11 protein-coding genes are annotated in these 12,237 nt (G+C 72.5%); 4 read left to right on the top strand and 7 right to left on the bottom strand.

What is annotated here, in order from left to right; all coding sequences use genetic code 11:
• Positions 1-98: 98 nt before the first annotated feature.
• On the top strand, positions 99-800 hold the full coding sequence (locus tag EDF18_RS05850) for an endonuclease/exonuclease/phosphatase family protein (protein WP_314103501.1): 702 nt from the start codon (positions 99-101) through the stop codon (positions 798-800).
• A 139-nt stretch (positions 801-939) separates the two neighbouring features.
• Here the strand turns inward: EDF18_RS05850 and EDF18_RS05845 are convergent, their stop codons facing one another.
• Positions 940-1,221 carry a hypothetical protein gene (locus EDF18_RS05845; RefSeq protein WP_123546785.1) on the bottom strand — a complete coding sequence of 94 codons (282 nt, stop codon included), beginning with the start codon at positions 1,219-1,221 and terminating at the stop codon, positions 940-942.
• Between the two features lie 377 nt (positions 1,222-1,598).
• Here EDF18_RS05845 and EDF18_RS05840 point away from each other — a divergent pair, with 377 nt between their 5' ends.
• Together EDF18_RS05840 and EDF18_RS05835 are read left to right on the top strand one after the other, a co-directional pair.
• Positions 1,599-2,438, top strand: coding sequence for an aldo/keto reductase (locus EDF18_RS05840; protein WP_123546784.1), 840 nt, complete (start codon positions 1,599-1,601; stop codon positions 2,436-2,438).
• 192 nt (positions 2,439-2,630) lie between these two features.
• Positions 2,631-3,455, top strand: a complete 825-nt coding sequence (locus EDF18_RS05835) for a Pr6Pr family membrane protein (protein WP_148050049.1) — start codon at positions 2,631-2,633, stop codon at positions 3,453-3,455.
• Here EDF18_RS05835 and EDF18_RS16270 read toward each other — a convergent pair.
• Both EDF18_RS16270 and EDF18_RS05820 read right to left on the bottom strand, forming a co-directional pair.
• A complete protein-coding gene (locus tag EDF18_RS16270) occupies positions 3,368-4,912 on the bottom strand; it encodes an FAD-dependent oxidoreductase (protein ID WP_158614621.1) in 1,545 nt (514 codons plus the stop codon). The genes EDF18_RS05835 and EDF18_RS16270 overlap by 88 nt on opposite strands.
• Positions 4,913-5,023: 111 nt before the next feature.
• Complete coding sequence (locus tag EDF18_RS05820) at positions 5,024-5,821, bottom strand: alpha/beta fold hydrolase (protein ID WP_123546782.1); 798 nt, start codon at positions 5,819-5,821, stop codon at positions 5,024-5,026.
• 304 nt (positions 5,822-6,125) lie between these two features.
• Between EDF18_RS05820 and EDF18_RS05815 the strand changes: the two genes are divergently transcribed.
• Positions 6,126-6,839, top strand: a complete 714-nt coding sequence (locus EDF18_RS05815; RefSeq protein ID WP_123546781.1) for an NAD(P)H-hydrate epimerase — start codon at positions 6,126-6,128, stop codon at positions 6,837-6,839.
• Positions 6,840-6,898: 59 nt separating this feature from the next.
• Here EDF18_RS05815 and EDF18_RS05810 read toward each other — a convergent pair whose 3' ends face one another.
• From EDF18_RS05810 to EDF18_RS05795, 4 genes are all read right to left on the bottom strand, one after another.
• Entirely contained in the window at positions 6,899-8,311 is a 1,413-nt protein-coding gene (locus tag EDF18_RS05810) for an MFS transporter (RefSeq protein ID WP_199732389.1), read from the bottom strand.
• A 198-nt stretch (positions 8,312-8,509) separates the two neighbouring features.
• Complete coding sequence (locus tag EDF18_RS05805) at positions 8,510-10,006, bottom strand: DHA2 family efflux MFS transporter permease subunit (protein WP_123546779.1); 1,497 nt, start codon at positions 10,004-10,006, stop codon at positions 8,510-8,512.
• A gap of 233 nt (positions 10,007-10,239) precedes the next feature.
• Positions 10,240-11,118, bottom strand: coding sequence for an ABC transporter permease subunit (locus EDF18_RS05800; RefSeq protein ID WP_123546778.1), 879 nt, complete (start codon positions 11,116-11,118; stop codon positions 10,240-10,242).
• Entirely contained in the window at positions 11,115-12,092 is a 978-nt protein-coding gene (locus EDF18_RS05795; protein WP_123547325.1) for an ABC transporter ATP-binding protein, read from the bottom strand. Before EDF18_RS05795 ends, EDF18_RS05800 begins: the two co-directional genes overlap by 4 nt.
• Positions 12,093-12,237: the final 145 nt, after the last annotated feature.

Below are 12,237 nucleotides of genomic sequence, written 5' to 3'. Positions count from 1 at the left end.
GCGGACCGCCTCCTCGCCCGTCGGCCACGACGCGCCGGGTGGCCGCTGAGCGCGACCCTGCGACTGCCCGGAACACGAAGGGACTAGGTTCGTCACTCGTGACTGGACAGAGCGGCAACACCATGCGCGTGGTGAGCTACAACCTGCGCGAGCACACGGCCAAGGGCGAGATCCGGGCCCTCGCAGAGGACCACAGCGCCGACGTGCTGTGCCTGCAGGAGGCCGACACGAAGGACATCCCCGACGAGTTCGGCGAGTTCTCGCTCGCCGCGTCGACCCGGAACAACCGTCTCGGCCTCGCGGCGTACTACCGCCGCTCCCGCTTCGAGCTCCTGGGCACGAACGTCTACGCGCTGAAGAAGAGCATGCACGACCGCGTCATGTCGCCCGCGCACGAGCGCCTGCTGGCGATGCACCTGCACGACCGCATCTCGGGCGCGGACGTGCTGATCGGCTCGTTCCACGCCGCGCCGCTCACCGCCACGAACGGGCTGCGCAAGAAGCAGGTCGAGTCGGCTCACCAGCTGATGCGGGCGCTCGCGCCCGGCGTGCCGATGCTCATGGTCGGCGACTTCAACTACCCGTGGTTCCACGGCGGGCTCAAGAAGCGCATCGAGCGCGACGGCTTCGTCCTGACCCGCAGCAGCACGCCGACCTACCTCGGCTACAAGTACGTCAAGGGCCACTTCGACTTCGCGACGAGCTACGACCTCACCATCGAGGACGTCGTCACGCTGCCCGCCGGCATCAGCGACCACCGGCCGATCCTCGTGCGCGCCACCGGGCTCGCCACGGCGTAGCGGCGCTGCCGACGACGAGACCACGACGAGAGGCCCCGGTGCACGTGCACCGGGGCCTCTCGTCTGTCGTGCCGTCGCGCCGTCGACGCGCAGGGCGCGACGGGCGTCGAGGAGGCGGGTCGCGCCTCCTCGGGACCGCCTAGGCGGCGAGCGCGAGCGCGTGGGCGCTCACGGCGTAGGCCTGCACGATGGTGCGGCTGGGCTCGCGGCGCCAGCTGCGGCCGGGGATGACCCAGCCCTGGGCGCCCTCGACGGTGACGGTGGCGCCGACCCGGACGTCGTCGGTGACGACGTCGCTCCAGGCGCGGACGACGAACTCGGCGCCGGAGGCGTCGACGACGACGAACTCGGCGAGGCGGGCGGTGGACAGGACGGGCTCGGTGGTGACCGTGCCGCTCAGGGTGGTGATGTTCTCGTTCATGCGTGTTCTCTTCTTCGATGTGTGCTGTGTTGCTCAGCGTCGTGGCACGCAGCGCGGGGCATGCGTGGACCGCCGTTCTCGGCAGTGGGGCGGACGGGTGTCCTCAGGCTCGGGGAGCCTGGTCGGGCCTCGTCTCGGGCGACGACCGGTGAGTAGGCGAGCGGGTGAGGCTCGGACCGGGGTTCTCGAGATGCGCAGACAGGATCTGCAGGCTGTTCGACTCGGCCTGCGTGTGGACGACAGGGCCGTGAGTCGGGAACGATCTGAGAGGATCGTTGCCAAGCGACCCGCAACGGTAACACGGTCGGGCCGGATGCACCAGGGCTGATCCGTGACGTCGCTGAGAACGCCGCAGGAGGCGGTGGTTCGATGGGGGCATGACATCGATCCCCACCATCACCCTGAACAACGGCGTCGAGATCCCCCAGCTCGGCTTCGGCGTCTACCAGGTCGAGCCCGACCAGACGAAGGACGCGACGCTCACCGCCCTCGAGGTGGGCTACCGCCACATCGACACGGCGCAGATGTACGGCAACGAGGCAGGCGTCGGCGAGGCGCTGCGCGAGTCGGGCATCGACCGCTCCGAGATCTTCGTCACCTCCAAGCTGAACAACGGCTTCCACCGTCGCGACGACGCGCTCAAGGCGTTCGACGGCACGCTCGACGCTCTGAAGGCCGACTTCGTCGACCTGTTCCTCATCCACTGGCCGCTGCCGACCACGGACGTCGACTACCTCGAGACCTGGAAGGCGCTCGAGGAGATCTACGCCACGGGGCGTGCCAAGGCCATCGGCGTCTCGAACTTCCAGCAGGCCCACCTCCAGCGCCTGCTGGACGAGGCCGACGTCGTGCCCGCCGTCAACCAGATCGAGGTGCACCCCTACCTCGCCAACGACTCGCTGCGCCTCTTCGGCGTCGAGCACGGCATCCACACCGAGGCGTGGTCGCCCATCGCCCAGGGCAAGGTCCTCGAGGACCCGACCCTCGTCGAGATCGCGGAGCGCGTCGGCAAGTCGACCGCCCAGGTGACCCTGCGCTGGCACGTGCAGCGCGGCGACATCGTGTTCCCCAAGTCGGTCACGCGCTCGCGCGTCGAGGAGAACTTCGCGCTCTTCGACTTCGAGCTGTCCGACGTCGACGTCGCGGCCATCACGGACCTCGACAAGGGCGAGCGAACGGGCCCCGACCCCGACACGTTCGACTACATCCCCAGCTGAGCTGAGCTGAGATGAGTTGCGGTCTGGTCAGGTCCGGCGACTGATCTGACCCGTCCGGCCCGCGGGCCGGACCCGGCTGTGCCGACGGGCCGGTCTCCCCGCAGGGGGAGACCGGCCCGTCCTAGTAGGGTCGTCGTCTGCACGGGAGGCCTACCCGAGGCGTCCCCGCGCTACCAGGAGCGAGTGAACAGGGTGCGAACAGTCGTCGGCGTGCTGCGCCTCGTCGTCGCCGCCGTGGGCACGGCCGCCCTCGTGTCGTACTTCTTCTACACGCTCGGCTTCTCGACCTTCTCGACGGTCAACTACTTCGCGTACTTCACGCAGCAGAGCAACATGGCGAACGTGCTCGTCCTCGCCGTGTCGGGGGCGCTCTCGCTCCGGGGCCGACCCGAGGGCCGCGCCTTCGCCGCGGTGCACGCCCTGGTGACGACCTACGTCGTCGTGTCGGGCATCGTCTACGGCATCATCCTGATCGAGTCGCTGAGCAACGACTTCGCGATCGGCGTTCCCTGGTCGACCCAGGTGCTGCACTTCTGGATCCCGGGGTTCCTCGTCGTCGACTGGGTGCTCGCCCCCGGGCGCACCCGCGTCAGCTGGGCGATGCTGTCGGTCGTGCTCGTGTTCCCGGTCGTCTGGGGCATCGCGACGATCGTGCGCGGCGCGGACGTCGGCTGGTACCCGTACTTCTTCCTCGACCCCGCGCAGGTGCGCTGGCCGGACGAGTTCGTGATGTACAACGCGATCGCCCTGGCCGTCATCGCGGGGGTGATGTCGGCCCTGATCGCCCTCAGTCACCTCCGGCCCGGGCCGCGGCCGGGCGTGCTGCTGCGGCGCGGCCAGCGCGCCGAGGTCGTGGGGGCTGAGGGCGGCGGCGCCCAGGTCGGTGGCGCAGAGGTCGGCGGCGCGGAGGTGTGCGGCTCCGGCGGGGATCAGCCGGCCGGCGCCTCCGACGAGTCCGGGCCCGCGTCGGGGTCGGACGTGGACTCGGGTGCTGCTTCCGGCACGAGGTCGAAGTAGGGCGCGAGGCCGGCCAGCGCGTCGGCGACGGCCTCGTCGTCGCCGAGCTCGAGGCTCGCGACCGCGTCGTCCCCGCCCGCCAGCGCGACGAGCACCGGCTCGCCCGTCGAGGGCATCAGGTTGACGAAGACGCGGAAGCCCGACGAACCGTCGACCGTGGTCAGCACCGTCGCCTCCGTGCTCCAGGCGCGCTCGTCGAAGCGCAGCCAGAGCACCTCCTGCTGGGCCACGCCGAGCGTCTCGATCGCCGCCGTGTGCGTGGTCGGCAGCTCCGGGGCGAACTCGGTCGTCCCCTCCTTCAGGACGCCCAGCGGCAGGGTGACCACGACGCGGTCGACCGACAGGCTCTCGCCGGTGGCGAGGCGGAGGCCGACGCCGCGGTCGCCGTACTGGATCCGGGCCACCGTGCTTCCCCGCAGCACGTCGAGGCCGTCGAGCTGCGCCTCGACGAACGCGGACAGGTCGCCGGTGACGAACGGCTCGCCGAGCGGGAACAGGCTGCCGAGGTCGGCGGCGACGAGCTCGCCGACGTCGCCCGGGTCCTGTCGCTCGGCGAGGTCGTCCGGCCCGGCACCCCAGCGGACGGGCAGCGCCTCGTCGAGCACGAACTGGAGGCGGGCGGCGTCGGACACGCCCGTGGCGTCGGGCTCGAGCGACTGCTGCTCGGGCCCCGCGCCGGCGCCGGCGACGGCCTGCGCGACCGTCACGGAGGCCGCCTGGTCGTCGGCCCACCCGGCGGCCGACGCGAGGGAACGCTCGGGGACGCCGACGAGCGAGGTCGCCTGCCCGCCGGAGGACCGCACCTCGAGCACCCCGCCGAGGCGCACGGTGTCGACCCGGCCGAGGGCGAGCGCGGCGACGAGGGCGGCGGCCGCCTCGCCGTCGAGGGAGGCGGCGCCCAGCTGGACGGGGAACGGCCAGTCGCCCCCGGTGTACGAGGCGACCCGGCCGCCCACGCGGTCGCGGGCCTCGACGACGACGACGTCGTAGCCGCGCGCCGCGAGGCTCCTGGCTGCGGTGGCGCCGGACATCCCGGCGCCGACGACGGCGATGCGCTCGCCCTGCTCGGCGACCCCGGCGACGGCGTCCGCGACGTCGAAGCCGCTGGCGCGGGCCCCGCCCAGGGTGCCCGGCGCCGTGCTCGCGGTGGCCTCGCCGGCGAAGAAGACCCGGTCGTCGACCGGCTGGCGGAGCGCCGCGCGGTCGTCGTCGGACGACGACGTGGTCAGGTAGCTGCCCGAGCCCCGCGCGAACGGGTCGTCGGCCCAGCCGCTGCGGCGGAACGCGGACGGCGTCGGCCCGGCCGAGGGCGTCGCGGTCGGGGTCGGGGTGGGCGTCGGCGTGCTGCTCGGGGCCGTCGGCGCGGGGGAGGGGCCGTCGGTCGTGCAGGCCGCGAGCAGCAGCACGGCGGCCCCGGAGGCCGACCCCGTCAGGAACGCTCGACGACTGATGCCCATGGTGCGTCCATCATCGCAGGGCGGGGGCCCGCGCGGCGACGCGCACCGCGAGGTGCGCGGAGGGGCGCACCACCAGGTGCGCGGCGGGGCGGGCCGCGACGCGGTCGCGCCTCAGGCGTCGACGGCCTCGAGCCAGGTGCGCAGCAGGTCGGTGACCTGGTCGACGGGCATCAGCGACGACGCGTGGTCCTGCCCGACGAGCTCGAAGAACGCCGCGGTCGGCATGCGGCGGGCGGCGTCCTGCGACTCGCGGTGCCGTGCCTCGTCGCGGGTGCCCGCGATCAGCAGGGTGGGCACCGACACGTCGTCGAGCTGCTGTGCCGTGAGCCCGCCGCCCGTCTCGGCCGCCCGGAAGAACGCCGCGAGGGCCAGGGGATCGTCGTTCATGAAGGCCAGGCGGGTCGCCGGGTCGAGGCGGCGGCCCATGGTGTCCTCCCAGCGCCCGATGAAGGCGGGCATGCCCCCAGTCAGGAGCGCCTCCTCCCAGTCGTGCGCGAAGGTGGCGCCGATGTTGCCGTTCATCGGTGCCCAGCTGCCGCCGATCGTGGTCAGGGTGCGGAGCAGCTCGGGCTCGTGCGCGGCGATCGACAGGCCGACGCGGGCGCCGAACGAGTAGCCGACGAAGTGGACCGGCGCGAGGCCCGTCGTGGCGAGGACGGCGGCGACGTCGCCGCGGTGCAGGGCCATGTCGTACGAGGCGGCGTCGTGCGGCGCGCCGCTCCGGCCGTGGCCGCGCAGGTCGAGGGCGACGACGGTGAAGTCGCGCTCGAGGTCACGCAGGTAGCCGAGACCGCGCCACGCGCCGCGCGACAGGCCGGAGCCGTGGACGAGCAGCAGGGGCGGGCCCTCGCCCGCCACCTCGTACGCGATCTCGGTGCCGTCGACGGGGTTCTGGACGTGGTCGCGCATCGGACCAGTCTGGCAGCGCGGCGACCCGTCGACGATCCAGGCGTCCTCGTCGCCAGGTCGCTCGGCAACGGCGCGGCTCGTGCCCGCCGGCCCGCGCCTCCTGAGTCCTCGACGCGTCCCGCGCACCCCGCCGCCGCTGCGGTGATCCGCCGCCGCATCCGTCGAGGGCGGGTGTTCAGGCTCGAGGGCGGGTAGCCCGCAACCCGCCCTCGACCCGGAACGCCCGCCGCCGGCGCGGTCGGGTCGGCGGGGCGGCCGGGCGGCTGGGCGGGCGGCGTGGGCGGCGCGCGGGCACGATGGAGCGATGATCGACGGGTGGACTGCCGCACAGGTGAAGGCGGCCGAGCAGCCGCACCTCGACGCGGGCGAGCCGCTGATGCAGCGGGCGAGCGCAGGGCTCGCGCACGAGGTGGAGGGGCTGCTGCGGGCCCGGGACCGGTGGCCCGCGCCCGTCGTGCTGCTCGTCGGCAGCGGCAGCAACGGCGGCGACGCGCTCCTCGCGGGTGCCGCACTGGCCGACGCGGGATGCGCCGTCACGGTCGTCCCGACCGGCAGCCGGCTGCACGAGGAGGCGCTGGTCGCGGCCCGCGCCTCCGGTGCCGTCGTCGACGACGCGGCCCGGTGGTCGACCGTCGAGGAGGCGGGCGCCCGGCTCCGGGAGTCGGGCGCGGCCGTCCTCCTCGACGGCGTGCTCGGCACCGGCACGAGCACCGACCCGGCCCTGCGAGGCACGGCTCGTGACGTCGTCGCGGCGCTGCTGCCCTGGGTCACGACCGCGGACGGCCCGCCCGTCGTCGCGGTCGACGTGCCGAGCGGCATCGGCCCCGACGACGGTGCCGTGCCCGACCCGACCGTGCTGCCCGCGGCCCTGACCGTCACCTTCGGCGCCCACAAGGCCGGGCTCCTGATCGAGCCCGCCGCCGCGCTCGCCGGCGACGTGGTGCTCGTCGACATCGGCCTGCTGCCCGACCTCGCGGCGGTGCCGCCCGTGATCAGCGTGCCGGAGCCCGCCCCCTGACGGCGGTGTCCTGACGGCCCGTGTCCGAGGGCGCGGCCCGGCAGGTCAGGTCTCGCCCGCTACGACTTCCCGGTGCCGCCGCCCTTGCCCGGCGGCACGACCGACAGCGGGCTCGTGATCGACTCGAGCGACTTCCGCTCGGCCGACACCCCGAAGACGAACGCGACCACGCCTCCCACGAGCATGATGCCCGCGCCGAGGAAGTACCCCGCCGTCAGCGGCCCGCGGTCGGTGCCGTCGCCGATCAGCGAGCCGTAGAGCGTCGGGGCGACCGCGCCGGCGATCTGGCCGAGGGCGAAGAAGTAGCCGATCACCTGGCCGCGCAGCTCGAGCGGGAAGATCTCGCTAACCGTGAGGTAGGCCGAGGAGGCGCCCGCCGACGCGAAGAAGAACGACACGCACCAGAACACGGTCTGGGTCGTCGCGCTCAGGACGTCCATGTGGAACAGCACGGCCGACACGGCGAGGACGACCGCCGAGACCCCGTAGGTCAGGAAGATCATCTGGCGGCGGCCCCACGTGTCGAAGAGGTGGCCGAGCAGCAGTGGCCCGAGCAGGTTGCCGATGGCGAACGGGAAGAAGAAGTACTGCGTCGACGCCGGGTCGGTGCCGTAGAAGTTCTGCAGCACCAGCGCGTAGGTGAAGAAGATCGCGTTGTAGAGGAACGACTGCGTGATCATCATCGTCGCAGCGACGAGGGTGCGCTTCGGGTAGTCCTTGACCAGGGTGCGGAAGATGACGCTGAAGGGGATGCGGCCCTGGTCGGTCACCTCGAGCGCCTGGTCGTCGCTGACCGGCTCCAGGGTGCGGCCCTCCGCCTCGACGCGGTGCTCGATGTCGGTGACCGTCGCCTCCGCCTCCTCCTCGCGGCCGTGGGTCATCAGCCAGCGGGGGCTCTCGGGGATGTGCCGGCGCAGGTAGATGATGATCAGGCCGAGCACCGGGCCGATGAAGAAGCCGATCCGCCAGCCGACGTTCTCGGCGAAGTAGTCGGTGTTCAGCAGGAAGAGGTTGGCGGCCGAGCCGAGGGCGGCGCCGCCCCAGTAGGTGCCGTTGATCGCGATGTCGACGCGTCCGCGGTAGCGCGAGGGGATGATCTCGTCGATGGCCGAGTTGATCGCGGCGTACTCGCCGCCGATGCCCATCCCGGCGATGAACCGGAACACCGCCAGGAACGCGAAGTTCGGTGACAGCCCGGCCAGGCCGCTGGCGACGAGGTAGATGGCCAGCGTGAGGATGAAGAGCTTCTTGCGGCCGAGCGTGTCGCTCAGCCGGCCGAAGACCAGGGCGCCCGCCACCTGCCCGAGCAGGTAGATCGTGCCGAGGTAGCCGACCTGCGCGGCGGTCAGGCCGAGGTCGGCCTGGAACCCGGCGGAGGCGACGATCTGGATCTCGAGGCCGTCCAGCACCCACGAGAAGCCGAGCCCGACGACGATCGTCCAGTGGAACTTGGTCCACGGGAGGCGGTCCATGCGGGCCGGGACCAGGCTGCGGACGCTGCCGCCGCCTCCTCGGGCCGTGGTCGACGACGAGCTGCTCATGGTGGTCTCCCCTGTGCGCGATGTGCATCCGTGCAGAGGGTGCATGAACACCGGCGACGGTACTCCCGGCGCCGGACGCACGACCGCCCTCCCCGGTGGTCGGGGAGGGCGGTCGTGGGGGAGGTGCGGCTAGTGCGCCACGATCGGCTCGGCGCCCTCGGTCACCGGGGGACGACGGACGAAGAACGCCCCGACCACGGCGAAGAGCGAGATGATCGCGCCCACCAGGAACGCGGCACGGACGCCGGCGCTCGCGGCGGCGATGTCGCCGGCCCCGCCGCTCGCCGCGGACACGGTGGCCAGCGTCATGACGGTCACGAACACGGCGGTGCCGGCGGCGCCCGCGACCTGCTGCACCGTGCCGACGATCGCCGAGCCGTGCGAGTAGAGACGGCCGGGCAGCGAGCCGAGGCCCGACGTGAAGAGCGGCGTGAACATCAGCGCGAGGCCGACGCTGAGGGCGACGTGCGCGCCGAGCACCATCGGGATGGGCGTCGACTCGGACACCGTCGAGAGGAACCACAGCACCGCGCTGACGAGCATCGTGCCGGGCACGAGCAGCACGGTCGGGCCGTGCTTGTCGAAGATCCGGCCGACGATCGGCGAGAGCACGCCCTGCAGCAGGCCGCCGGGCAGCAGGAGCAGTCCGGTCGCCAGCGGGTCGAGGCCGTGGACGTTCTGCAGGTAGATCGGCAGCACGATCAAGGTGCCGAAGAGGGCGATCATGCCGACGCCGAGCACGAGGACCGACGTGGTGAAGGTGCGCGACAGGAAGGTGCGGAGGTCGAGCAGCGCCTTGTCGTCACGCTGGAGCGCGCGCTGGCGCAGGACGAACGCGAGCAGGGCGACGACCCCGACGCCGATCGGCAGCCACGCCGGAACGGCCGCCTCGGCGCCCTCACCGATCGAGCTGAGCCCGAACACGATGCCGCCGAACGCGAAGGCGGACAGGATCACCGAGAAGACGTCGAGCGGCACCGCGCGGGGGGTGGTGACGTTCTTGACGCGCGCGGCGCCGAGGGCGAGGGCGCCCAGCGCGATGGGCAGCACGAGGATGAACATGAAGCGCCACTCGAAGACGCTGAGGATGAGGCCCGAGATGGTCGGCCCGATGGCCGGGGCCACCGAGATGACGATCGAGATGTTGCCCATGGTGCGGCCGCGGGTCGCCGCGGGCACGAGCGTGAGCACGGTGGTCATCAGCAGCGGCATCATGATCGCCGTGCCGGACGCCTGCACGACACGGCCGAGCAGCAGCACGCCGAAGCCGGGCGCGATCGCCGAGATGGCGGTGCCGAGGCTGAACAGGCTCATCGCGGTGATGAAGACCGGGCGCGTGTTGAACCGCTGCAGCAGGAACCCGGTGATCGGGATGACGACCGCCATCGTCAGCATGAAGCCGGTCGTCAGCCACTGGCCGGCGGTCACGGTGATGTCGAGGTCACGGGTGAGGCTCGGCAGGGCCACGCCCATGATCGTCTCGTTGAGGATGACGACGAAGGCGCTGACGAGCAGCAGGCCGATGACGAGCTTGTTGCGAGCCGCGAGGCCTGCGTCGTCCCCGTCGGGGGTCGCGCCGACCGAGCCGGTGTCGGCGGCGGTGGACGCGGCGGTGTCGCTCGTCATGTGATCTCCCTGGGGGGCTGGCGGGTCGCGGGGGCGGTGTCTCGCCGTCGAGACACCGGTGCAGCGCGCGACAGGCGTCGTTCATTCCCGATCTGAGGTGAACGGCAGGGGCCGGACGGCAGAGCAGCCGGCCGAGCAGCCGGCCGAACTGACGACAGGCGGGCACGAGGCGAGGGGCCGACGCGACCGGGTGGTCGCGTCGGCCCCTGCCGTCGAGGAGGCGCGGCTGCGGACTAGACGTCGCGTCGCTTCACGAGGGCGAGCGCGATCGCGAACAGCACCACGACCCAGCCGACCAGCACGAGCAGCGCCTGCCACGGCTCGAGCACGAGCGAGCCGTCGAGGCCCGGCAGCGCGGTGAGCGACTGCCCGTCGACCGGGTAGTCGTAGACGCGCGTCGCGGCCTGCGGCGGGATGAACTCGTAGAGCGAGTAGATCCACGACTTCGCGATCAGCGCCTGGCCGATCGAGAAGATGATCGGCAGCACGAAGACGATGCCGATCGCCGAGGCGATCGCGCCGGCCCCGTTGCGGATGATCGCGCCGAGACCGAAGGCGATCATGGCGATGAAGCCGATGGTCGCGGCGCCGCCGAGCATCGACAGCCAGATGCGACCGTCGGCGAGGTCGGTGTCGACGCCCGAGCTCGAGAGCAGCGGCGTGGACACGAGCAGCGCGACGGCCAGCGCGAGGGCCGACACGACGAAGGTCGTGACGCCGATGAGCAGGACCTTGGCGACGAGCGCCGCCGTGCGGCGGGGGACGGCCGCGAAGGTGGAGCGGACCATGCCTGTGCCGTACTCGCCGGTGATGACGAGGGCGCCGAGCACCGCGGCGACGAGCTGTGCGAACGGCACGCCGATCGTGGCGACGCTGACGGCGAGCGACTGCTGCTGCTCGTCGGTGGCCGGTGCCCCCTCGAAGCCGGACGCGAAGGCGCCGAACAGCAGGGCGAAGCCGATCAGCAGCACCACGATCACCGCGAAGCACCAGGCGGTCGAGCGGAGGCTGCGGAGCTTGATCCACTCCGAGCGGAGCACGTGGGCGAACGAGACCCCCGAGCCCGCCGTGTGGGCGTGGGCCGTCGGGCGGGGCGTGGTGGTCGTGGTCATCGCGTCGCTCCCGACGTCGTGGCGGATGCGGCGTCGGCGGCCGCGGGGGCGCCTCCTGCGTGGGCTGTGCCTCCTGCGTGGTACTCGACCGAGTCCTGGGTGAGGGTCATGTAGGCCTCCTCCAGCGATCGGACCAGCGGGGTGAGCTCGTGCAGCACGATGCCCTGGGCGGCTGCTGCCTCGCCGACCTGAGCGGCGGTGACGCCCCGGAGGTCGAGCGCGCCGTCCTCGGTCGTCGTCACGACGACCTCGGTGCGGCTGCGGAGCAGGTCGGACAGCTGGGCGAGGTGCGGGCTGCGCACGCGCACGCCGTCGCCCGAGGCCTGGGCGATGACGCTGCTGACGGGGGCGTCGGCCAGGACACGGCCGCGGCCGAGGACGATGAGGTGGTCGGCGGTCTGCGCCATCTCGCTCATCAGGTGCGACGAGAGGAAGACGGTGCGGCCCTCGCTGGCGAGGTGGCGGGCGAGCGTCCGCACCCACACCACGCCCTCGGGGTCGAGGCCGTTGACGGGCTCGTCGAAGATCAGGGTCGCCGGGTCGCCGAGCAACGCGGCGGCGATGCCGAGGCGCTGGCCCATGCCGAGCGAGAAGCCGCCGACGCGCTTCTTCGCGACGGACTCGAGGCCGGTCAGGGCGATGACCTCGCGGACGCGGGCCTTGCCGATGCCGTGCGTGGCGGCCATCGCGAGGAGGTGGTCGTGGGCGCTGCGACCGCTGTGGACGGCCTTCGCGTCGAGCAGCACGCCGACCTCGCGGAGCGGCGCGCGGTGGTCGGCGTAGGGGCGGCCGTTGACCTTCACCGAGCCCGAGGTTGGCCGGTCGAGCCCGACGATCATGCGCATGGTGGTCGACTTGCCCGCGCCGTTGGGGCCGAGGAACCCCGTGACGACGCCGGGTCGCACGGTGAAGCTGACGTCGTCGAGCGCCACCTTCGAGCCGTATCTCTTCGTGAGTGATCGAGCTTCGATCATGGGGGTGCCTCTCGTCGTCGTGCGGGTGTCGTCGCCCCGGGCACGCATCGTCGCGTGCGGGGGCTGCCGACCTGCGTCGAGACTAGGAGAGGGTCACCGCCGCCGACATCCGCCGACCGGACGACACCCGGCGACCCCGGCCTGC

Origin of the sequence: Frigoribacterium sp. PhB107, assembly GCF_003751515.1 — a bacterium.
Classification (GTDB): domain Bacteria; phylum Actinomycetota; class Actinomycetes; order Actinomycetales; family Microbacteriaceae; genus Frigoribacterium.
The sequence above is the reverse complement of the archived record's forward strand: the minus strand, read 5'-3'. Positions and strand labels throughout refer to the sequence as shown.

Coding starts and splice junctions, on each gene's coding strand:
- EDF18_RS05795 (WP_123547325.1), bottom strand. CDS start 12,092: ATGATCGAAGCTCGATCACTCACGAAGAGATACGGCTCGAAGGTGGCG.
- EDF18_RS05820 (WP_123546782.1), bottom strand. CDS start 5,821: ATGCGCGACCACGTCCAGAACCCCGTCGACGGCACCGAGATCGCGTAC.
- EDF18_RS05845 (WP_123546785.1), bottom strand. CDS start 1,221: ATGAACGAGAACATCACCACCCTGAGCGGCACGGTCACCACCGAGCCC.
- EDF18_RS05800 (WP_123546778.1), bottom strand. CDS start 11,118: ATGACCACGACCACCACGCCCCGCCCGACGGCCCACGCCCACACGGCG.
- EDF18_RS05810 (WP_199732389.1), bottom strand. CDS start 8,311: ATGGACCGCCTCCCGTGGACCAAGTTCCACTGGACGATCGTCGTCGGG.
- EDF18_RS05805 (WP_123546779.1), bottom strand. CDS start 10,006: ATGACGAGCGACACCGCCGCGTCCACCGCCGCCGACACCGGCTCGGTC.
- EDF18_RS05815 (WP_123546781.1), top strand. CDS start 6,126: ATGATCGACGGGTGGACTGCCGCACAGGTGAAGGCGGCCGAGCAGCCG.
- EDF18_RS16270 (WP_158614621.1), bottom strand. CDS start 4,912: ATGGGCATCAGTCGTCGAGCGTTCCTGACGGGGTCGGCCTCCGGGGCC.
- EDF18_RS05840 (WP_123546784.1), top strand. CDS start 1,599: ATGACATCGATCCCCACCATCACCCTGAACAACGGCGTCGAGATCCCC.